The organism is Nonomuraea sp. NPDC003560, from assembly GCF_042878785.1.
Classification (GTDB): Bacteria; Actinomycetota; Actinomycetes; order Streptosporangiales; family Streptosporangiaceae; genus Nonomuraea.
Genome location: NZ_JBIAOF010000003.1, coordinates 978,694 through 998,981, shown reverse-complemented (window position 1 = coordinate 998,981; position 20,288 = coordinate 978,694). Strand labels below are relative to the sequence as shown.

Annotated in this window: 18 protein-coding genes and 1 pseudogene; 10 read left to right on the top strand and 9 right to left on the bottom strand. The window is 72.3% G+C overall.

Translation table 11 applies throughout. The features are described from left to right. Positions 1-94 precede the first annotated feature (94 nt). Positions 95-271, top strand: a complete 177-nt coding sequence (locus ACFYUV_RS15515; protein WP_387669136.1) for a hypothetical protein — start codon at positions 95-97, stop codon at positions 269-271. Here the strand turns inward: ACFYUV_RS15515 and ACFYUV_RS15510 are convergent. Next, positions 231-1,778, bottom strand: coding sequence for an FAD-dependent oxidoreductase (locus tag ACFYUV_RS15510; protein ID WP_387669135.1), 1,548 nt, complete (start codon positions 1,776-1,778; stop codon positions 231-233). The two genes, ACFYUV_RS15515 and ACFYUV_RS15510, sit on opposite strands and share 41 nt — an antisense overlap. A 363-nt stretch (positions 1,779-2,141) precedes the next feature. Here ACFYUV_RS15510 and ACFYUV_RS15505 point away from each other — a divergent pair, with 363 nt between their 5' ends. Further along, complete coding sequence (locus ACFYUV_RS15505; protein WP_358282299.1) at positions 2,142-2,627, top strand: MarR family transcriptional regulator; 486 nt, start codon at positions 2,142-2,144, stop codon at positions 2,625-2,627. A gap of 541 nt (positions 2,628-3,168) precedes the next feature. Here the strand turns inward: ACFYUV_RS15505 and ACFYUV_RS15500 are convergent. Next, positions 3,169-4,071, bottom strand: a complete 903-nt coding sequence (locus ACFYUV_RS15500; RefSeq protein WP_387669133.1) for an ROK family protein — start codon at positions 4,069-4,071, stop codon at positions 3,169-3,171. Positions 4,072-4,318: 247 nt separating this feature from the next. Between ACFYUV_RS15500 and ACFYUV_RS15495 the strand changes: the two genes are divergently transcribed. Further along, the gene (locus ACFYUV_RS15495) at positions 4,319-5,164 is read left to right on the top strand and encodes a bifunctional methylenetetrahydrofolate dehydrogenase/methenyltetrahydrofolate cyclohydrolase (protein WP_358282305.1); all 846 of its coding nucleotides are present in this window, start codon (positions 4,319-4,321) and stop codon (positions 5,162-5,164) included. A gap of 76 nt (positions 5,165-5,240) precedes the next feature. Continuing rightward, positions 5,241-6,392 (top strand): C45 family autoproteolytic acyltransferase/hydolase, encoded by a 1,152-nt coding sequence (locus ACFYUV_RS15490; RefSeq protein WP_387669132.1) that lies wholly within the window; start codon positions 5,241-5,243, stop codon positions 6,390-6,392. A 6-nt stretch (positions 6,393-6,398) separates the two neighbouring features. On the opposite strand, the gene ACFYUV_RS15485 is transcribed toward ACFYUV_RS15490, so the two are convergent. Continuing rightward, on the bottom strand, positions 6,399-7,982 hold the full coding sequence (locus ACFYUV_RS15485; RefSeq protein ID WP_387669131.1) for a thiamine pyrophosphate-dependent enzyme: 1,584 nt from the start codon (positions 7,980-7,982) through the stop codon (positions 6,399-6,401). 205 nt (positions 7,983-8,187) lie between these two features. Here ACFYUV_RS15485 and ACFYUV_RS15480 point away from each other — a divergent pair. Next, positions 8,188-8,595: pseudogene (locus tag ACFYUV_RS15480) on the top strand (helix-turn-helix domain-containing protein); the annotation flags it as partial. 51 nt (positions 8,596-8,646) lie between these two features. Here ACFYUV_RS15480 and ACFYUV_RS15475 read toward each other — a convergent pair. Continuing rightward, entirely contained in the window at positions 8,647-9,519 is an 873-nt protein-coding gene (locus ACFYUV_RS15475) for a MurR/RpiR family transcriptional regulator (RefSeq protein WP_352328557.1), read from the bottom strand. Next, the gene (locus tag ACFYUV_RS15470) at positions 9,504-10,934 is read right to left on the bottom strand and encodes a glycoside hydrolase family 3 protein (protein ID WP_387669129.1); all 1,431 of its coding nucleotides are present in this window, start codon (positions 10,932-10,934) and stop codon (positions 9,504-9,506) included. The genes ACFYUV_RS15475 and ACFYUV_RS15470 overlap by 16 nt, the downstream gene beginning before the upstream one ends. A 205-nt stretch (positions 10,935-11,139) precedes the next feature. On the opposite strand from ACFYUV_RS15470, the gene ACFYUV_RS15465 reads away from it, so the two are divergent. Beyond that, positions 11,140-12,552 (top strand): glycoside hydrolase family 10 protein, encoded by a 1,413-nt coding sequence (locus tag ACFYUV_RS15465; protein WP_387669128.1) that lies wholly within the window; start codon positions 11,140-11,142, stop codon positions 12,550-12,552. Between the two features lie 232 nt (positions 12,553-12,784). Here the strand turns inward: ACFYUV_RS15465 and ACFYUV_RS15460 are convergent, their stop codons facing one another. Beyond that, the gene (locus ACFYUV_RS15460) at positions 12,785-13,435 is read right to left on the bottom strand and encodes an FHA domain-containing protein (protein WP_352328563.1); all 651 of its coding nucleotides are present in this window, start codon (positions 13,433-13,435) and stop codon (positions 12,785-12,787) included. A 181-nt stretch (positions 13,436-13,616) separates the two neighbouring features. On the opposite strand from ACFYUV_RS15460, the gene ACFYUV_RS15455 reads away from it, so the two are divergent. From ACFYUV_RS15455 to ACFYUV_RS15445, 3 genes are read left to right on the top strand one after another with little or no spacing between them, the layout of a single operon-like run. Further along, positions 13,617-14,738, top strand: coding sequence for a citrate/2-methylcitrate synthase (locus tag ACFYUV_RS15455; RefSeq protein ID WP_387669126.1), 1,122 nt, complete (start codon positions 13,617-13,619; stop codon positions 14,736-14,738). Then, positions 14,735-15,034, top strand: a complete 300-nt coding sequence (locus ACFYUV_RS15450; RefSeq protein ID WP_358282322.1) for a DUF3017 domain-containing protein — start codon at positions 14,735-14,737, stop codon at positions 15,032-15,034. Before ACFYUV_RS15455 ends, ACFYUV_RS15450 begins: the two co-directional genes overlap by 4 nt. Before the next feature lie 53 nt (positions 15,035-15,087). Then, a complete protein-coding gene (locus tag ACFYUV_RS15445; RefSeq protein ID WP_387669124.1) occupies positions 15,088-16,305 on the top strand; it encodes an NADP-dependent isocitrate dehydrogenase in 1,218 nt (405 codons plus the stop codon). Positions 16,306-16,403: 98 nt separating this feature from the next. On the opposite strand, the gene ACFYUV_RS15440 is transcribed toward ACFYUV_RS15445, so the two are convergent. Further along, complete coding sequence (locus ACFYUV_RS15440) at positions 16,404-16,985, bottom strand: GNAT family N-acetyltransferase (protein ID WP_387669123.1); 582 nt, start codon at positions 16,983-16,985, stop codon at positions 16,404-16,406. A 52-nt stretch (positions 16,986-17,037) separates the two neighbouring features. Between ACFYUV_RS15440 and ACFYUV_RS15435 the strand changes: the two genes are divergently transcribed. Then, entirely contained in the window at positions 17,038-17,961 is a 924-nt protein-coding gene (locus tag ACFYUV_RS15435; protein WP_387669121.1) for a LysR family transcriptional regulator, read from the top strand. On the opposite strand, the gene ACFYUV_RS15430 is transcribed toward ACFYUV_RS15435, so the two are convergent. Both ACFYUV_RS15430 and ACFYUV_RS15425 read right to left on the bottom strand, forming a co-directional pair. Then, positions 17,930-18,682: a serine hydrolase gene (locus tag ACFYUV_RS15430; RefSeq protein ID WP_387669120.1), complete on the bottom strand. Its 753-nt coding sequence runs from the start codon at positions 18,680-18,682 to the stop codon at positions 17,930-17,932. The two genes, ACFYUV_RS15435 and ACFYUV_RS15430, sit on opposite strands and share 32 nt — an antisense overlap. Beyond that, positions 18,679-20,262, bottom strand: a complete 1,584-nt coding sequence (locus tag ACFYUV_RS15425) for an amidohydrolase family protein (protein WP_387669119.1) — start codon at positions 20,260-20,262, stop codon at positions 18,679-18,681. Before ACFYUV_RS15425 ends, ACFYUV_RS15430 begins: the two co-directional genes overlap by 4 nt. Between the last annotated feature and the right edge of the window lie 26 nt (positions 20,263-20,288).

Below are 20,288 nucleotides of genomic sequence, written 5' to 3'. Positions count from 1 at the left end.
CACTTGTTGCCCTTTATCCGTTTTGGCGGCGAGCATCGGCACTCCCCGGTTACCCTGATTGCCGCCCTGCTGTGCTGATTCCCCCGGAGTTTCCATGCTCGACGCGACCCTGCATGCCTTCGTGACCATGAACGGCTTCTCGACCAGCCCGTTCGTCCTGCTGGTCCTCGCCTTCATCGGTGCCTACCTCGGCGGCCGGGTCGTCGAGCTCATCCCGTACACCCGCCGGATCATCGAGCGCCGCGAGGCCCGCTTCGCCGAGCGCGACTAGCCGCCGGTTCTCGCATCTGCTGACGGACGCCGACGCCGTCGAGGTAGGTCTCGATCGCGCCGAGTTCGGCGGTGCCGACCACGGCCGCGACGTATCCGTCCGGCCGGATGAGCGCCCACTGCTCGGGCGACAGCCCGTACGCGCTCCGGACATGGCCTCCGGTGTCGAGGACGTCGTCGCCGATGACGTGGATGCGCAGGCCCCTGCGCGGTTCCGGGACCGCGGCGTCGCCGGGCTCGTAGCCGAGCAGGGTCCAGTGCGGTCCCTGGAACAGGCTGAACAACCGCGTGGCCGGCCCGCCCGCGCCGGTGACGGGGGCGTCGGGCGCGCGGTCGCCGGCCGCCACGCCCTTGGAGGGCTCCAGGCCGGTCAGCGACAGCGAGGAGTCCGGGTAGCCGACATCGAGCTGGGTCACCTCGCGGCCCCGGCGCATCTCCCGGTTCCTGGCCGCTTCGAGCAGCTTCTCGGACAGGCCGAGGACCGCCTCGGCGACCGGCCGGCGCTCCTCCTCGTAGGTCGCCAGCAGTGACTCCGGCGCGCCGTCGAGCACGGCGGCGAGCTTCCAGCCGAGGTTGTAGGCGTCCTGGATGCTCGTGTTCAGGCCCTGCCCGCCGGTCGGCGGATGGCAGTGCGCGGCGTCCCCGGCCAGGAGCACGCGCCCACGCCGGTAGGCGTCGGCCAGCCGGGCCTGCATCGTGAACACCGATGCCCAGGAAACCTCGCGGATCACGATGTCGTCCTGACCGCCGCGCTCGTGGAGCAGGGCGGTGAGCCCTTCGGCCGAGAGGTCGACGTCCACGTCGAGGGGGACCGGGGCCATGTACTGGAACATGCCGGTGCCGTGGAGCGGGCACAGCGAGACGCTGCGCTCGGGCTGCTCGTCGCCCCAGCGGTGCCAGACGCGCGACGAGGCGCCGTCGGCCCGCACGTCGGCCACGAGCGCCCGCACGCCGAGGGACTTCCCGCGGAACTCGATGCCGAGGGCCTTGCGGACGAAGCTCGATCCGCCGTCGGCGCCGACCAGGTAGGCGGCTCGCACGGTCCGCTCCCCGCCGGAGGTGGCCATCCGCGCGGTCACGCCGTCGGGGTCCTGGTCGAAGCCGACGAGTTCGCAGCCGTACTCCGGGGCGTGGCCGAGTTCGGCCAGCCGCTCCCGCAACCGGCGCTCGGTGCGGAACTGCGGAACGAGCAGCGGGATCTGGTACGGCTCGGCGGGCGTCGGCTCCGGCAGGATCCCGGCGTGCTTGTCGACCGGTCCGTCGGGGGTGTAGGTGCGCAGGGGAGGATATTCGCCTCCCGAGGCGACGATCCGGTCGACCACGCCGAGGTCCTCGAACACCTCCTCGGTGCGCGGCTGGATGCCCTTGCCGCGTGAGCCGATGAACGGATGCGGCGCCTTGTCGATCAACCGGAACGCGATGTTCCTGCGGGCGAGATCGATGGCGAGGGTCAATCCCGCCGGACCGGATCCACAGATGATCACATCAAGGTCTTCGTTGCGTGCCACGGTTCACTCTCCGTCGGTGGCGGCCGGGCAGGTCGGCCCGCCCGGTGCGAATTTATGTGTATTTAGCACGGAGTATGATCCGTGACTGGAGCGGCCGTCAAGCCGCCGGCCACGGTCGACGCGGCTTCCTGGTCATCGAACACGCCGTCTTGAGCTGCTCTTTCATGGTCAGCCATGTAGGGAGAAAAGTCCGATCCGGGTGTTGTGATCACGCTGTCCCGATGCCTGGAAATTATGTGTATTGTGAGCGCATCTTCGCGTCCTCGCCGTGCGGAGGCGGCGTCTCCGCAGGGCTGCCCGGAGGCTGCCGGTATCCTTGGCACCTCCCCGTCCGCAAGGGCACGTAAGGCATCGGTGGCGAGCATGGCTTCCCAACACCGCCGGCACATCACGTTCCGGCGCCTGCATGAATCGCTCGTCGACCTGATCGCGCTCATGAACCTGCCGCAACGCGACGAGGTCCTCATGGCCGAAGCGGGCATCGATCTCGACCGCGCGTTGTTCAAACTGATCGTCGGAATCCGGCGGTTCGGGCCGATCGGCGTGGTCGAACTCGCCGAACGGGCCGGACGCGACCACACCACCGTCAGCCGGCAGGTGGCCAAGCTCGCCGAGCTCGGCCTGATCGAGCGGCGTCCGAACCCGGCGGACCGACGGGTCAAGGAAGCCGTCATCACCAGCGCGGGCCGTCGCGTGACGGACGCGCTTGAGGAGGCCCGGCAGCGGCTCGTCGACTCCGCGTTCGCCGAATGGAGCGACCGGGACCTCGTTCAGTTCGAGCAACTGATGCGCAGGTGCGTCGACGACATGCTCGCCATGTCCGCGGCCGACAAGGAAGAGAGCGGCTAGGGCGTCGAAGCCGGCGGGCCGCCCCCGGCCATCGCCTGCTGCGCCAGGTTGTCGACCGGCTCGGCGACGACCGGCGTGCCGAGCGCGACCTGCAGGACGTGCTCGCCCCGGCCGACGGTCGCCGATGTCGGGCTAGTGGAAGTGACTGCCGGACGGCTCGGCCGCGGCCCGCAACCTGCGCAAGTCGGGACTGGCGATCGCCGGCTCGCCGACGGGTTCGCGCAGGTGGACGTCAGCCTCACCGAGCTCACCCTCCAGCCCGCCGCGCAGGCCGTCTGACGCGGCCTCCCGCCCGGCTCCGCGCGAGGAGCCGGGCCGGCCTCCGCCCGGCGCTCCACCATCTCGCCCGAGCCGGCCGAACGACGCCCGGACAGCAAGAGCCGCCCCCGGGCGTCTGACGCGGCCTCGGCCGGCGCGACCGGGTGGACGCGGAGGGCCGGCGGCGCTCCAGCTCGGCGAACCAGCGCTCAACCTGGTCGAGCCGGCAGCAGGACCGCCGCTCGCGGCCGGCGCACTGGCCGGATGGCCGCTCGCGGCCGGCTCACTGGCCGGACAGGCGCCAGGCCAGCCGGGCGGCCCCGGCCAGGCCCGCGCGCACGCCCAGCGTGGTCGGCCGCACCTGGACCGCCCGGACGAACGCCAGCCCCGCGACGTCGTCGAGCGCCCGCTCCAGCGGCCCGAACAACACCGCGCCGGCCGCCGACACGCCGCCGCCGATGACCACGGTGTCGAGTTCGACTGCGGCCGCCGTGGAGGCGATCAGGCCGGCCAGCGCCCTGGCGCCGCGCTCGAAGGCCGAAAGCGCCACCGGATGCCCGGCGGACGCGTCGGCGGCCAGCGCCCTGGCGTCGCGGTCGCCGGCGGGCGCCCAGCCGTTCTCCAGGGCCCAGCGGGCCAGGTTGGGGCCGCTGGAGTAGCGCTCGACGCAGCCCCGGCCGCCGCACTCGCAGCGCTCGCCGCCGGGATCGACGCTCATGTGGCCGACGTGCCCCGCGTTGCCCGCCGGGCCGAGCAGCGGCGCGCCGTCGATCACCAGGCCGCCGCCGATGCCGGTGGACACGACGACGCCGAGCAGCGACGTGCTGCCCTGCCCGGCCCCCAGCCAGTGTTCGCCGAGCGCCATGCACTGGGCGTCGCCGGCCAGCACCACGGGCAGGCCGGTCAGCCGCCGCAGCTCGTCGCGCAGCGGGAAGCCGCGCCAGCTCGGCATGTTCACCGGGCTCACCGTGCCCGTGGTGAGGTCGAGCGGGCCCGCGCAGCCGACGCCGACGGCGTGCGGTGCCGGCCCCCCGCCGGTCACCTCCGCGACGAGGGCCGCCAGCGCGGACATGACGTCGGAGCGCGGCGTGGGCCGCGCGGCGGAGCGCAGCAGGGAGCCGGCCTCGTCGACCAGCGCGGCGGCGAGCTTGGTGCCGCCGATGTCGACGGCGAGTACGCAGGTCATCCGGGTATGGGGTGGCCGGGCCGGCGGAGGCCGCCGAGGCGTGGCAGGGGGCAGCGGGCGCGCAAGGGGAACCTCCGTGGGACAGGGTGCCGGCGCCCGACACGATATGCCCTTCCTTGATCGATGACAACGATGTCATCGTTTCCCTGTGGACAACGGACGCCGCCTGCCTCCCATCTGTGGAAAAACTGTGGACGGACGCGCGGCCGGTGCCGGGAAGCCGACCAGTCATGGAAGGATTGACGGCATGAGCGCAGTGAAACTCGACGGCAAGGCGACAGCCGCCAGGATCAAGGCAGACCTCGCGACCCGGGTGGCCGCGCTCAAGGACCGCGGCATCACGCCCGGCCTGGGCACCGTCCTGGTGGGCGACGACCCCGGCAGCCAGATCTACGTCGCGGGCAAGCACCGCGACTGCGCCGAGGTCGGCATCGCCTCCATCCGCGTCGACCTCCCGGCCACCGCCACCCAGAAGGACGTCGAGGCGGCCGTCGACGAGCTCAACGCGTCCCCGGCCTGCACCGGCTACATCGTCCAGCTCCCGCTGCCCAAGCAGATCGACACGATGGCGCTGCTGGAGCGCATGGACCCGGCCAAAGACGCCGACGGCCTCCACCCGGTCAACCTCGGCCGACTCGTCCACATGGTCGACGCGCCCCTGCCCTGCACGCCCCACGGCATCGTGCTGCTGCTCCAGGAGTACGACGTGCCGATCAAGGGCGCCGACGTCGTCGTGGTGGGCCGCGGCATCACCGTCGGCCGCTCGCTCGGCCTGCTGCTGACCCGCCGCAGCGAGAACGCCACGGTGACCCTCTGCCACACCGGCACCCACGACCTGGCCGCCCACGTGCGCCGCGCCGACATCGTCGTGGCCGCGGCCGGCGTGCCCGAGCTCATCACGCGGGACATGGTCAAGCCCGGCGCGGCCGTCCTCGACGTGGGCGTGTCCCGGGTCCACGGCAAGATCGCCGGTGACGTGGCCCCCGACGTCGAGGAGGTCGCCGGTTTCCTCACCCCCAACCCGGGCGGGGTCGGGCCGATGACCCGCGCGCTGCTGCTGTCCAACGTCGTGGAAGCGGCCGAGCGTTCCTGAGTGATCGGGGGATGAAGCCCTGACGGGGGGAATGGGAAGAAGAGCCAGCCCTACCCCCATCACGGAAGGCCGATTCATGGACACCCCGCTCATCGCTGTCGAGGGCACCTACGAGGAGATGGGGGCCGAGGTCGGCCACCGTACCGCCGACCTGGTCGCGCGGAGCGTCGAGACCTACCTGCGGCGGTTCCGCGACAAGTCCGGGCTCTCCTCGGCCGACGTGCTGCGCTGGGGCCAGACCTTCCTCGACGTGGCCAGGGCGTACGACCCGAGCATCGCCGCCATGCTGGAGGGCCTGGCGGCGGGCGCGGCGCAGCCGGTCGAGCACATCGCCGCGCTCAACGCCCGTACCGAGCTGCTCGACGGCACCGGCTACCACGACGACGGCTGCACCGCGCTGGCCGTCCTGCCCAAGTACACCCGCGACGGCCACACCCTGCTCGCCCAGAACTGGGACTGGCATCCCGAGCAGGGCGCGGTCACCTTCCTGCTGGCCACCCGCGACACCGAGGGGTTCGCGGTGCTCACGCTGGCCGAGGCGGGCATGCTCGCCAAGTCGGGGCTCAACTCGGCGGGGCTCGGCGTGTGCGCCAACCGCCTGCAGTCCGACCGCGACCAGGCCGGGGCGGGGGTCCCGTACCACTTCCTGCTGCGCGGGGTGCTGCAGTCCGACCGCATGAGCCGGGCCCACCGCAAGGTGCTCGACGTGCCGCGCGTCTCCTCGGGCAACCTGCTCATCGCCGACGCCGGAGGCGAGGCCATCGACCTGGAGGTGGCTCCGGGCGCGTTCGGCGCGCTGCTGCCGCGCGACGGCCTGCTCACCCACGCCAACCACTTCGAGGCCGAGCTGCCGCTGGAGGACATGAAGGCGGCCAGGTCCGGCCTGACCCTGCTGCGCCCCGAACGCGTGCGCCACCTGCTGGAGGACACCGCCGCCGAGCGCGCGGTCGGCCTCGAACACGTCGTCGCGGCCCTGCGCGACCACTACTCCTTCCCCGACGGCGTCTGCCGCCACCTCGACCCCGACGCCGGCCCGGCCGAGGAGTGCCACACGGTCTACTCCGTCGTCATGGACCTCGACGCCCGCGAGCTGGCGATCGCCGGCGCGCCGCCGTGCGCCCGCCCGTACGAGCGGTGGGCCCTGGACGAGGTCTTCAAGCCGGACGCCGCCCCCGAGCTCTGCTTCGACCCGGCAGCCGACGACGGTCGCCGCCCTCCGGCCTGGTGAGCCGGCTCACGGCCGGAAGTCCCGGTCCACGGCCACGGTGACGTCGAGCAGCAGGGGCTCCTCGCGGGCGGCCAGCGACGGGATCACCTCGTCGAGCACGGTCCCCAGCTCGGCGGGGCCGTCCACCCGCCGGGCGGGGCAGCCCAGCGATCTGGCCAGCGCGGCCATGTCCACCTCCGCGAACGGCGGCCAGGGGGCCTTGCCGCCCTGCCGGTCGGCCAGCCGGTCCATGACCGCGTAGCGGCCGTTGGCGAGCACGACGAACAGCGCGCCCACCCGGTAATGGGCGGCGCTCCACAGGGCGTGCACGCCGTACAGCGCCGAGCCGTCGCCCACGACCGCGACCACCGGGCGTCCGGGCAGCGCCATGCGCAAGCCGACCGCGGCCGGCACGGCGAACCCGAGCCCGCCCATGGCCGCCGAGACGAAGCCCAGCGGGTTCCTGGCCGGGACCAGCCGGTGCAGGTCGGGACGGGACGACGGGGTCTCCTCCAGCAGCACGACGTCGCGGGGCAGCCGCCGGGCCAGCTCGCGCAGCACGTACGCGGGCCGCAACGGCTCCCCGCCGGGCACCTCAGGAGCCGGGGCCGGTGGAACGGCCGCCGCGGCGGCGGGACGGGCCGGCAGCAGGGCCGCCAGCCGCTCGCAGACGGCCCCCGGCGGGGCCAGGACGGCGAGGTCGGCCGGGCTCCGGTGCGCCTCGGCCGGGTCGTCGGTGACCACGGCGACCGCCGTCCCCGGCTCGACCAGCGGTCCAGGCGCGTACGGGTACTGCCGGAAGACCGGCGCCCCCACGGCCAGCACGACGTCGTGCGGCGCGAGCACGGCCCGCAGCCGCTCCCGGTCGGCCGGCAGCACCCCCGCGTACTGCGGATGGTCCTGCGGGAACCCCGCCAGCGCCCCGAACGACTCCTGGAACACCGGGCACGCCAGCCGCTCGGCCAACCGCACCAGCGGCCCCCAAGCCGCCCCCGCCCCCGCCACGATCGCCGGCGACCGCGCCCCGGCCAGCAGCTCGACCAGCGGCGCCAGGCCGGCGTCGGGCACGGCGGCTGGCCGCAGCACCCGGGCCGGGGCCGCCGGGGTCTCGCCGGCGAAGGGCGCGTCCCAGTCGTCCATCGGCACCACGACCAGGGCGGGGCCCCGGTGCGTGACCGCCTCGTGAAAGGCCCTGGCCAGCGCGCCGGGCACGTCCTGCGCCCGCACCGGCTGGTCGGTCCACACCGGGTAGTCGCCGGCCAGCCCGGCCAGCCGTCCGGCGAGGAACGGCTCCAGCGCCAGGTGCCGCCGGTCCTGCTGCCCCACCAGGACGACCAGGGGCGCCCGGTTCGCCCGGGCCGTGGCGAGGGCGCCCACCGCGTTGCCCAGCCCGGCCGTGGTGTGCAGCACGGCCAGCGCGGGCTCGGCGTGCCCGATGGCCCAGCCGGTGGCCATGCCGACGACCGAGCCCTCGTGCAGGGCGAGCACGAAGCGGAGGTCGTCCGGCAGGCCGGTCAGCAGCGACACCTCGGTCGAGCCGGGGTTGCCGAAGATCGTCGTCAGGCCGTACCGCCGCAGCACCTCGAACGCCGCCGCCCGCACTGTGCTCATCGTGCCCCTCTCGCCTGCTGGACCCGCCGGTGGACCTGCCCGCGCAGCTCGCCGAAACGCGGCAGCGACCGGGTGGTGAGCTGGTCCCCGTCGCGCGGCAGGTCGATGGCCAGGTCCTCCAGGTCGGCCCTGGTCTGCGCGTCCGCGGCGGCGAACGGCTCGTGGCGGAAACTACGCCCTTGTCGGCTTCTGTCAAGGGATCACCATGGTCGATCATGTGCAGTCGCCGGCCAGAGGGCCGGCGGTGATCCGCGCGTTCAGCGCCGCGGCGCCCGAGCTGACGCTCAGCCAGGTGGCGCGGGCGACCGGCCTCAGCCGCGCCGCCGCCAGGCGTTTCCTCGTCACGCTGGCCGACCTCGGCTACGTGCGCAACGACGGCCGGCTGTTCGCGCTCACCCCGCGCGTCCTGGAGCTGGGGTACGCCTACCTGTCCGGCCTGTCGCTGCCCGAGGTCGCCGGCCCGCACCTGGAACGCCTGGCCGCCGAGGTGCACGAGTCCGCCTCGGTCGCGGTGCTCGACGGCGAGGACGTCGTGTACGTCGCCCGCGTCGCCACCGCCCGGATCATGAGCGTGTCGATCAGCATCGGCACCCGCTTCCCGGCCTGCTGCACAAGGTCTCGGTGACCCGCGCCTGACGCCCTCCTGCCGGTCGCCGGTCGTCCGTCACCGGTTGCGGTAGCGGTCGGTCGCGTCGCGGGTGGCCCGGATCGCCGCCTCGGCCCGGTCGTAGGTGCGCTGGGCCAGGCCGACGAAGATGCAGTCGACGATCAGCAGCTGGCTGATCCGGCTGGCCAGCGCGCCGGGCCGGAAGGCGGTCTCCCGGCCGGCCGACACCAGCGTGTGGCTGGCCAGGTCGGCCAGCGACGAGCGCGGGTTGTTGGTGATGGCCACGATCAGCGCCCCCGCCTCGGCCGCCGTACGGGCCGGGACCAGCACGTCGGGCGTCTCGCCGCTGCAGCTGATGGCCACCGCGACGTCGCCGTCCCGCAGTAGCGCCGCGCTGGTCAGGGCCAGGTGGGCGTCGCTGAACGGATGGCTGGACAGGCCGATGCGCAGCAGCTTCTGCGACATGTCGGCGGCCACCAGCCCGGAAGCCGCCACGCCGTAGACGTCCACCCGCCGGGCCACCGCGATGGCCTGGACGACCTCGCCGAGCTGGTCGGGGTCGAGCTGCGCCGCCGTGTCCGCCAGCGCGTCGGACTCCGCCCGCGCCACCTTGGCGATCACGTCGGTCAGCGGGTCGTCGGGGGCCAGGTCGCCGGGCACCAGACGTTCGGGCTGCTTGGCCACGGCGGCGGCCAGCGCGAAGCGCATTTGCGAGTAACCGGCGAAGCCGAGCGCCCGCGCGGTGCGCACGATCGTCGCCTCGCTGGTGCCCGACACTGCGCTGAACTCGGTGATCGTGCTCCGCACGACCAGTCCCGGGTCGTCCAGGATGATGCGCCCGATGGCCTGCGCCGCCGGGGTCAGCGACGGCAGCACCGCCCGCACGGTGGCGACCGGGTTCGCGGGCTCGGTGTTCAACGGGTCAGCCATTCGGCCGCCGCCTGCGCGGAGACGCGGGAGATGCCGTGCGTGGCGAGATGGGCGGCCCCGACGGGCGCGTCGCTGATGCCGGTGTCCACCACGATCGCGTCGGGCCGGACGGCCAGCGCCCGCGCCAGCGCCTCGCGCACCCACGGATGCCGGGCCGCGTCGTGCACCACGAGCACCACGGGACGGTCGTCGAAGGCGGGCAGCTCGCCGTCGCGGTCGAGGCGCACCCTGGCGGTGTTCGGCAGGCGGGCGGCCAGCGCGGCCGCGATGCCGGTCGGCGTGGCGGGATCGACCGCCTGGTTGAGCCGGGTGTTGACCTCCACGACCAGCGGCCCCCGGTCGAGCACGGCGGTGCCGGTGGTGGTCAGCGCGGCCCTGGCGGCCTCGAGGCCGACGCCCTCGTCGATGTCGGCGCGGGCCTTCTCGCGCAGCTCGGACCGCTCGGCGTACCAGGCGGACAGGGCGAGCACCCGGCCGGCCGCCTCGGCCAGCCGCTCCTCCGCCAGCCGGCCCGTGCGCACCGCCTCGACGACGGCGTCGCGCATCTCGTGCAAGCTGCGCTCGTCGGCCCGGCCGGCGCAGATGGTGTCGACGCCGGCGGCCAGCGCGCGCACCGCGATCTCGCCGGGGCCGAACATGGCGGCCACGGCCTGCATCTCGATCGCGTCGGTGACCACCACGCCGTCGAAGCCGAGCTCGCCCCTGAGCAGGTCGGTCAGGGCGCTGTGGCTGAGCGTGGCCGGCATCGACGGGTCGAGCGCGGGCACGAGCAGGTGGCCGGACATGATCGAGCGCACCCCGTGCGCGATGGCGGCCCTGAACGGCGGCAGGTCGCGCTCGTCGAGCACCGCCCGCGAGGCGTGCACGGTGGGCAGCGCCAGGTGGGAGTCGGTGGTCGTGTCGCCGTGCCCCGGGAAGTGCTTGGCGCAGGCGGCCACGCCCGCGCCCTGCACCCCGGCCACGTACGCGACGGTGTGCCGGGCGACCAGCTCGGGGTCGGGCCCGAACGAGCGCACGCCGATGACCGGGTTCTCCGGGTTGGCGTTCACGTCGGCGGAGGGGGCGTAGTCGAGGGAGATGTCCAGTTCGGCGAGCATCCGGCCGATCTGCCGGCCGACCCGCTCGGTCAGCTCGACGTCGTCGGCCACGCCCAGCGCCCGGTTGCCGGGGAAGGAGCTGCCGGCGAGCACTTCGAGCCGGGTGACCGCGCCGCCCTCCTCGTCGATCGCGACGATCGCGCCGGGGTTCTCGGCGCGCACCGAACGGACGAGCTGCTCGCCGATGGAGTTGCGGGCGAACAGGATGACGCCGCCCAGGCCCTCGCCCAGCGCGCGGCGCAGCCAGTCGGGAGGCGACGTCCCTTCGAACCCCGGCTGGAGCACCGTCATCGCAAGTCGGACCAGCTCTGCGCTCATGCGGCATTTTCCTTCACGGTTGTTGATCTGAAGGTAATTTTCTGTCATCGTCGCCCTCGACACAACCATTGTCGAGAGGCCACCCCCCATGCCCAGCAGAAGGACTCTCCTGAAGGGTCTCGCTCTCGCCGCCGCCGCGTCAGCCGTGCCGCTGCCGGCCTTCGCCCAGGCAGACTACGTCCCCCCGCTGCGTCAGATGCGCGGCATGTGGATCGCTTCCGTGGTCAACATCAACTGGCCCTCGAAGCCGGGGCTGAGCGCCGACGAGCAGAAGGCCGAATACCTCGCCTGGCTCGACGTGGCCGTGCAGCGCAAGCTCAACTCCGTGTTCGTGCAGATCAGGCCGACCGCCGACGCGTTCTGGCCGTCGCCGTTCGAGCCCTGGTCGCAGTATCTGACCGGCACCCAGGGCCAGGACCCCGGCTACGACCCGCTTGGGTTCGCCGTGGAGGAGACCCACAAGCGCGGCCTGGCCTTCCACGCCTGGTTCAACCCCTACCGCGTGTCGATGCAGCCCGACCCGGGCAAGCTGCACCCCGATCACCCCGGCCGCAAGAACCCCGACTGGATCCTGCCGTTCGGCGGCAAGCTCTACTACAACCCGGGCATGCCCGAGGTCCGCAAGTTCTGCCAGGACGCGATGATGGACGCGATCACCCGCTACGACATCGACGGCCTGCACTTCGACGACTACTTCTACCCGACCAACACCACTGCTTTCGACGACAGCGCCGCCTTCGCCAAGTACGGCGCCGGCTTCCCCGACCTGGCCTCCTGGCGGCGCAACAACGTCGACCTCATGGTCAGCGAGATGCAGCAGCGCGTCCTGCAGGCCAAGCCGGAGATCGCCTGGGGCATCAGCCCGTCGGGCATCTGGCGCAACAAGGGCACCGACCCGCTCGGCTCCGAGACCAACGGCGGCCAGTCCTACGACAACCTGCACGCCGACACCCGCGGCTGGGTCAAGAAGGGCTGGTTGGACTACATCGCGCCGCAGCTCTACTGGTACATCGGGCAGCCGCCGGCCGACTACTCCAAGCTCGTCCCGTGGTGGTCGGACGTGGCCGCGGGCACGAACACGCTGCTGTGGATCGGGCAGGCGGCGTACAAGGCGGGCGACCCGGCCCAGGCCGCCGAGTGGCAGAAGCCGGACGAGCTGTCCAGGCACCTGACGCTCAACCGCGCCCACCCCGAGGTCGGCGGCGACATCTGGTACAACGCCAACGACGTCAAGGTGGACCGGCTCGCCTCCATCACGACCGCCGTCAACGACCACTACCAGCGCCCCGCGCTCGCGCCCGTGCTGCCCCGCCTGGCGAACGGCGAGCCGCCGCGCCGCCCGGTGGTGGCGTACGCGCTGCGCCGCACCGGCGGCGTCGAGGTGCGCGTGGTCGCCACCGGCCGGGACGAGCCGTTCCAGTTCGCCATCTTCCGCTTCCCGGACGAGGCCGGCCAGAACGCCTTCGCCGACGCGCGCAACCTGGTCGCCGTCGTGCCCGCCGACCGTCAGATCCGCTGGACGGACCCCGACGGCAAGCGCGGCGACCACTACTACGCGGTCGCCGTCGACCGGGCCAACAGGACCAGCAAGCCCAGCCACGGTTTCCGGGTGATCTGAAAGACACCGGTGAAGGAACGCTGACCTCCGGCGTCGCGCGCATGGCTCACCAGCGCGCGTCGCCGGCACGTTCCCTGACCGGCGTCGAGCACGGCGCGCGCCACCGGCCTGTCGGCCCGCGGTCGCCCGCCGTCGCCCGTTCCGCGCCCAGCAGGGGTGAGCGCAGTGATCTCTCGATGGTTCCGACGCTGCCGGAACCCCTCGCCGAAGCCCCGGTCGCGATCTGGTTCCTCTAGGAAGCCCTCCTACCGGCCGCCGACGGCTGCTGCTCAGCCGTGGCGCCCGCCGACCGCTGTGGTGGCACCACAGGGGTCGGGCGCACCAGCCCGAGCGCGACGACCTCGTTGGCGAGGCGCGTGCGGCGGTTGGTGCCCTCAGGAATCCTGAACTTCTGGTACAGCCGCAGCAGGTGTTGCTTGACCGCGGCTTCGGTCACGACCAGGTCGTCGGCGATCTCGCGCGCCGTCGCCGGAGCGACGAACGCCTCGTCGGACAGCGCCGGCCTGCAGAGCGAGGTCAGCACATCGACCTCGCGCCTGGTCAGCTCGGGCGCCGCCGCCCTGCGCAGCTCGACCTCGGGGGTGAAGTCCTCACGGGGGACTCCACCGATGCGACCCCGCGCCGCGCCGAACGAGACGACGTCTCCGTCGTCAAGGACCCTCCGGGCGATCGGCCTGCCGTTCACCCGTGTGCCGTTGCGGGACAGGCCCAGATCAACGACGTACAGGTAGGGTCCTCGTCTGACGAACTCGGCATGGAGTCGAGACACACTGGGGTCGGTGAGCCGGATGTCCACACCCCGGCCTCTCCCGACCGTCGTGATCTCGGGGCGCAACGGGACCACGTCGCCGGTGTCCTCGATGCGTATGAACGGCCCCTCCACGGCAGTTCCTCCCCAGGTAGCCCGCCGTAACTATTACTACAGCTCCGGCTTACCCAACCGAGGGGATGCGGAATCTCCTTTGCCGAAAGGAGAATCCCCCGTGAAATTGGTCTGGACCTCTGCGGACGGTTTTACCTGCTCACGGGTAGACTTCGGAGGAAGATAAGCGGAGGAAACACTCATGGCGGACAAGCCCACGAAAGGCCTGGCCGATGTCGTCGCCGCGTCCACAGCGCTGAGTGACATCGACGGCAAGGCCGGTCGCCTGTTCTACCGTGGATACGACATCCACGATCTGGCCGGCCGAGCGACGTTCGAGGAGACCGCGTACCTGCTGCAGCGCGGCAGGCTGCCCGACCGGGCCCAGCTGGAGGCGTACGGCGCCGACCTGGCCCAGGGCAGGGAGCTCGGCGCGCTGGTCGCCGCCAACGTGGCGGAGATCGCCGAGAAGCAGAAACCCATGGAGGCGCTCCGCTCCCTCGTCTCACTCTCCGGCGCCGACGACCCCGACAAGGACTCCACCGCCCCCGACGCGAACCTGCGCAAGGCGGCCCGCCTGACCGCGCAGCAGCCCGTGCTGGTCGCCCGCTACCACGCCGCGCGCACCGGCGGCGCGGCCCCCGAGGCCGACCCCGAGCTCAGCATCGCCGGCAACTTCCTGCTCCAGGTCACCGGACGCGCCCCCGAGCGGCGTGCGGTGGAGATCTTCGACGAGTGCCTGGTGCTGCACGCCGACCACACGATGAACGCCTCGACGTTCGCCGCCCGCGTCTGCGCCGCGACCCTGTCGGACATGCACTCGGCCATCGTCGCGGCCATCGGCACGCTCAAGGGCCCGCTGCACGGCGGCGCGAACGAGCAGGTCATGAAGACCCTGGAGTCGATCCCGCCGGGCGGGGTGGCCCAGGCCGTGCGCGACAAGCTCGCCGCGGGCGAGAAGATCATGGGCTTCGGCCACCGCGTCTACAAGACCGAGGACCCGCGCGCGACGCACCTGCGCCGCATGTCCGCCGAGCTGGCCGAGGCCGCCGGCGACGACACCTACTACCGGATGTCGAAGGAGATGGAGGAGGTCGTCTTCGAGACGAAGGGCCTCTATCCGAACGTCGATTTCTACGCGGCGTCGGTCTACCACTACCTTGGCATTCCGACGGACCTGTTCACCCCCGTCTTCTCGATCAGCCGCATGTCCGGCTGGACCGCGCACGTGATCGAGCAGCATGCCGACAACAGGCTGATCCGGCCCGACAGTGAATACATTGGCGAGCGCGATCAGAAGTGGAAGCCAATAGAAGAGCGTTGAGCCGAGAGAACGAACGTGAACGCTGGGGACCGTTCCCGCTGATCGTGGCGGGAGCGGTCGCCGCCGTGCTCGTGATCCTGTTGGTGGACCCGCGCTGGGGCGGGTTCGCGCTGGGCGGTGTGCTGATGGTCGCCGCCGCGCTCCGGTTCGCCGGGTTCGACGGGCAACTGGCCGTCCGCGACAAGAAGACGGACGTCATCACGCTGATCGCGTTCGGCTTCCTCATGGCCCTGACCTCGCTCGCGCTGTACAACAACGGGTTCAAGGCCTGGCTCCTGTCCCTTTTGGCCGGTTGACGGGACGGTCCGATAGCCTCAACGCATCCATTCATTGAAGGGGAACCATTCGCATGCCCAAGATCAAGGTGGAGGGTCCGGTCGTCGAGCTCGACGGCGACGAGATGACCAGGATCATCTGGCAGTTCATCAAGGACCAGCTGATCCTTCCCTACCTCGACGTCGACCTGAAGTACTACGACCTGGGGATCGAGTACCGGGACTCGACGGACGACCAGGTCACCATCGACGCCGCCAACGCCATCAAGAAGTACGGCGTCGGTGTGAAGTGCGCCACCATCACCCCCGACGAGGCGCGGGTCGAGGAGTTCGGGCTCAAGAAGATGTGGAAGTCCCCCAACGGGACCATCCGCAACATCCTCGGCGGCGTGATCTTCCGTGAGCCGATCATCATGTCGAACGTGCCGCGCCTCGTGCCCGGCTGGACCAAGCCGATCGTCGTCGGCCGTCACGCCTTCGGCGACCAGTACCGCGCCACCGACCTGGTCATCCCCGGCGAGGGCACCCTGACCCTCACGTACACGCCGAAGGACGGCTCCGAGCCGATCGAGCTCGACGTGTACGACTTCCCGGGCGGCGGCGTCGCCATGGCGATGTACAACCTCGACGAGTCGATCCGCGACTTCGCCCGCGCCTCCATGCGCTACGGCCTGGCCCGCAACTACCCGGTCTACCTGTCGACGAAGAACACCATCCTCAAGGCGTACGACGGCCGCTTCAAGGACATCTTCGCCGAGGTCTTCGAGGCCGAGTTCAAGGCCGACTTCGAGAAGGCCGGGCTCACCTACGAGCACCGCCTCATCGACGACATGGTCGCCGCGGCGCTCAAGTGGGAGGGCGGCTACGTCTGGGCCGCCAAGAACTACGACGGCGACGTGCAGTCCGACACGGTCGCCCAGGGCTTCGGCTCGCTCGGCCTGATGACCTCCGTCCTCATGACCCCCGACGGCCAGACCGTCGAGGCCGAGGCCGCCCACGGCACCGTTACCCGCCACTACCGCGAGCACCAGAAGGGCAACCCCACCTCCACGAACCCGATCGCCTCGATCTTCGCGTGGACGCGTGGCCTGGCCCACCGCGGCAAGCTGGACAACACCCCCGCCGTGACCGACTTCGCCAACAAGCTGGAGCAGGTCTGCATCGAGACCGTCGAGAGCGGTCAGATGACCAAGGACCTCGCCATGCTGGTCGGCGGCGACGCCAAGTGGCTCACCACCCAGGACTTCCTGGCCGCCCTGGACGAGAACCTCAAGAAGAAGATGTCTGCTTGAGAGAAAGCGGCCTCTACCTGCGGCTTCGTCGCACGGTAGGGGCCGTTTCGCATGTCCGGGGCCGTCCGCGGGCCGTCCCGGCTCACCCGCTCAACCGGTCACCCGTTCGCGCGGCGCCAGTCGCTCGCGGTGAGGCGGTACAGGACGTGGCGGCGCAGCCGGTGGCCGGGCGGCAGGACGGGATGGTCGAAGTCCCCCTCGGGGTCGTGGACCATCCCGAGGCGGCGCATGACGGCACTGGAGCGGGTGTTGACCGTGGCCGTGAAGGAGACCACCTCCGTCAGGCCGAGCCGGTCGAAGGCGAAGCCGAGCGCGGCTCCGGCCGCCTCGCTCGCGTAGCCGTGCCCCCACGACCCGCGGTCAAGCCGCCAGGCGATCTCCGTCGCGGGCATGAAGGGGGCCTCGAACGTCGGCCGGTGCAGGCCGGTGAAGCCGATGAACTCGCCGGTGTCCAGCCGTTCCAGCGCCCAGCGTCCCCAGCCCTGCCGGGTGATCAGGTCGTCGCTGGCGTCGGCGAGCGCGTCGCTCTGCTCGCGGCTGAGCGTGGCGGGGAAGTGTTCCATGACCTCGGGATCGGCGTTGAGCTCCGCGAAGGGCTCGCGGTCGGAGGGGCGCCAGGGCCGCAGCAGCAGGCGCTCGGTACGCAGCTCGACCGGCGGCAGGTGGGTGGAGTCGATCACCGGGAACATCTTATGCGCGGGGCGAGGTGGGGAAGCTCGTACTCTTGGTCCCGTGTTGAGTAGTAACCGGCTGCGTGTCCTGCTTGAGGTGTTCAGGACAGGCAGTATCGCCGGTGCGGCCAGGGTGCTGAAGTTGTCGCCGTCCGCGGTGTCCCATCAGCTGTCCCGGCTGGAGCAGGAGGCGGGGGTCGGGCTGGTCGAGCGCAACGCCCAGAGCCTGCGGCTGACCGAGGCGGGACGCCGCCTGGCCATCCGCGCCCAGGAGGTCGTCGACATCATCGAGGCGGCCGAGAAGGACCTGCTCGCCCAGGCCAGGGTGGACGCCGGCGAGCTGCGCATCGGCTTCTTCGCCTCCGCCGGGTACCGGCTGCTGCCGCTGGCGTTGTCGCGGTTCGCCTCCCGGTATCCCAAGGTGGCGCTCGACCTGGTGGAGGGCCAGCCGTACGAGCTGCTGCCCGATCTGGAGCGCGGCGCGCTCGACGTGCTGGTGGTCTTCGAGCACGCCCTGGACCCGTGGCAGTGCCCGGAAGGGGTGGAGGTCGTCCACCTGTTCGACGAGCCGCAGCTGCTGGTCCTGCCGACCGGCCACGCCGCCGCTCAGCGGCCCAAGGTGCGGCTGGCGGACCTGGCCGAGGAGCCGTGGATCACCACGTTCGGCGCCGAGCACCCGGTGTCGATCCTGGAACGGGCCAGCACGCTGGAGGGCTTCTCACCGCGGATCCGCTGCCGCAGCGACCACTACGAGGTGACGATCGGCCTGGTACGGGCCGGGCTCGGCGTCGCGCTGGTGCCGAGCCTCGGCCTGCAGGGCGCGACCGGGCTGCACACCTGCCGGCTGGCCACGCCGAACCTGTTCCGCCGGATCGGCGTGGCCAGGCGGCCGACCAATCCCAACCCGGCCGCCCGGTCGTTCCTGGCCTACCTGCGTACGGCCTCGGCCCAGCTCAGGAACTCGCTGGAGCCGTCGCTGCGCTGAGGCGGGCGGCGACGTCCAGGCCGGCCCGCCGTACGGCGGAGGTCAGGTCGTGCTCGCTGCCCGCGGGGCCGTGGGCCAGGACGGCGTAGGCGATGCGGCCGTCCATGATGCCGACGTCGGACCGGACGCCCTCGTCGGTGCCCGTCTTGTTGGCCAGCCAGTCGCCCTCGGGATCGTGCCTGACCAGGGCGGGGACGAGCCCGTGGTCGGTGTTCTGCCGCATCCAGCCGCGCATGAGCGCCTGCCAGCCGCCCGGACCGGCGAGCAGCGCGGCCAGGCCGGACAGCTCGGCCGCGGTGCCGATCGCGAACGTGGGCGGGTCCTGCGGGGTGCGCGGTTCCCTGATGCGGTCGAGCAGCCTGGTCCGCGACAGCCCGAGGGCCGCGGCGGCGGCGTTGACCCGGTCCAGGCCGATCGTGCGCAGCAGCGCGTTCGTGGCGGTGTTGTCGCTGACGGCGGCGGTCAGCAGGGCGAGGTCGCCGATCGTCCAGGCGCGCGCGGACAGCGACGTGAGCAGCCCGGAGCCGCCGCAGTAGTCGTCGTCGTGCAGCGTCACGGGCGTGTCGGGGGCCAGGATGCCGCCCTCGACGCTCATCGCCACCTCGGCCAGCAGCAGCAGCTTGCCGACGCTGGCCAGCGGCAGCTCGGCGTCCTCGTTGACGCCGTGGAACTCGCCCGTCACCAGATCGCGCGTCGCGACGGCGAGCGTGATGTCGTTCACCGCCCGATGATCCTTCCTGGTCTGTCCTCGGTGAGCCTGTTGTCCTCCACGGCGAGCCGTCCGGCCACCACGACGGCCCTGATGCCGACGGGAGGCAGCAGCGGGTCGGCGTAGGTCGCGCCGTCGGCCACCGTCGCGGGGTCGAAGAGCACCAGGTCGGCGTGCGCTCCGTCGCGCACGACGCCCCGGTCCGCCAGCCCGAACCGGTCGGCCGCCATGCCGGTCATCTTGTGGACGGCGGTCTCCACCGGGAACAGTCCCTGGTCGCGGGAGTAGCGGCCGAGCACCCTGGGGAAGGTGCCGGCCAGCCGGGGGTGCGGATGGCCCGGCTTGGGCACGCCGTCCGAGCCGATCATGACGTACTCGCTCGCCAGGACCCGCTGGACGTCGTCCTCGCGCATGGAGTGGCTGATGATGGTCACCTCGCCGTCCTCGGCGAGCAGCAGCTCGGCCGCCGCGTTCACCGGGTCGCCGCCCAGCTCGGCGATCGTGCGGCCCTCGGCCTCGGGATGACGGGTGGCGCAGGCGACCGAGATGCGGTCCCAGCCGCCGTTGCCGACCGTGTTCTCCCAGCCCGGCACGCCGTCCTCGATGGCCGCGCGCATCCGGTCGCGCTGGCCGGGGTCGCGCAGCCGGTCGAGCAGCGCCTCGGTGCCGCCGTCGTTGGCCCACGGAGGGAACATCGCCGACAGCGACGTGCTGCCCTCGGTGTAGGGGTAGACGTCGCAGGTGAGGTCCATGCCCTGGGCGCGCAGCGCGGCGATGCGGGGGAGCGTGCGCAGGGTCTTGCCCCAGGCGTGCTTGCCGGCCGTCTTGTGGTGGCTGACGTGCAGCGCGGCCCCGCTGCTGCGGGCGATCTCGACGGCCTCCTCCAGCGCCTCCTCCACGCGCGACATCTCGTCCCGCAGGTGGGTGACGTACGGCTTGCCGTGCCGGGCCGCGACGCGGGCCAGCGCGACCACCTCGGCGGTGTCGCCGTACGTGCCGGGGGTGTAGATGAGGCCGGTGGACAGCCCGGCGGCGCCGGCGGCCAGCGCCTCGTCGAGCAGCGCGCACATGGTGGCGAGCTCGGCGGGGGTGGCCGGGCGGTCCTCGTAGCCGAGCACGCCGGCCCGCAGGGTGCCGTGGCCGACGAGGGAGGTCAGGTGGTTCGACCGGGGGGCCCGCTCGTGCGCCGCGACGAACCCGTCGTAGTCCTCAAAAATCGGGATGTCACCGCCGAAACCGGCCCGGCTCGACCGGCGCAGCGCCGGCACCCGCTCGGGCAGCGCCGGGAACAGGCTCGACCCGCAGTTGCCGCAGATCTCCACCGTGACGCCCATGAGCACGGGCGCGGCGGCCAGCTCCCGGCCCGCCTCCCCGAGCAGGGTGACCGCGTCGGAGTGGGTGTGCACGTCGATGAACCCGGGCGCGACCACCAGCCCGGCGGCGTCGATCACCCGCCCCCCGCCGCCGTCGGACGGGCCGTCCCCGGGCAGCAGGACGAGGCGGTCACCGCGGACGCCGACGTCGGCCCGGCGCAGCGGCGCGCCCGTCCCGTCGGCCACGAGGCCACCGCTGATCAGCATGTCGAGGCTCACGTGGCCGAACCCTCCCTGAGAAGCGA

Excerpts from the sequence above, each read along its gene's own strand:
- ACFYUV_RS15515 (WP_387669136.1), top strand. The coding sequence starts at position 95 with ATGCTCGACGCGACCCTGCATGCCTTCGTGACCATGAACGGCTTCTCG.
- ACFYUV_RS15505 (WP_358282299.1), top strand. The coding sequence starts at position 2,142 with ATGGCTTCCCAACACCGCCGGCACATCACGTTCCGGCGCCTGCATGAA.
- ACFYUV_RS15500 (WP_387669133.1), bottom strand. The coding sequence starts at position 4,071 with ATGACCTGCGTACTCGCCGTCGACATCGGCGGCACCAAGCTCGCCGCC.
- ACFYUV_RS15495 (WP_358282305.1), top strand. The coding sequence starts at position 4,319 with ATGAGCGCAGTGAAACTCGACGGCAAGGCGACAGCCGCCAGGATCAAG.
- ACFYUV_RS15490 (WP_387669132.1), top strand. The coding sequence starts at position 5,241 with ATGGACACCCCGCTCATCGCTGTCGAGGGCACCTACGAGGAGATGGGG.
- ACFYUV_RS15485 (WP_387669131.1), bottom strand. The coding sequence starts at position 7,982 with ATGAGCACAGTGCGGGCGGCGGCGTTCGAGGTGCTGCGGCGGTACGGC.
- ACFYUV_RS15475 (WP_352328557.1), bottom strand. The coding sequence starts at position 9,519 with ATGGCTGACCCGTTGAACACCGAGCCCGCGAACCCGGTCGCCACCGTG.
- ACFYUV_RS15470 (WP_387669129.1), bottom strand. The coding sequence starts at position 10,934 with ATGAGCGCAGAGCTGGTCCGACTTGCGATGACGGTGCTCCAGCCGGGG.
- ACFYUV_RS15465 (WP_387669128.1), top strand. The coding sequence starts at position 11,140 with ATGTGGATCGCTTCCGTGGTCAACATCAACTGGCCCTCGAAGCCGGGG.
- ACFYUV_RS15455 (WP_387669126.1), top strand. The coding sequence starts at position 13,617 with ATGGCGGACAAGCCCACGAAAGGCCTGGCCGATGTCGTCGCCGCGTCC.
- ACFYUV_RS15445 (WP_387669124.1), top strand. The coding sequence starts at position 15,088 with ATGCCCAAGATCAAGGTGGAGGGTCCGGTCGTCGAGCTCGACGGCGAC.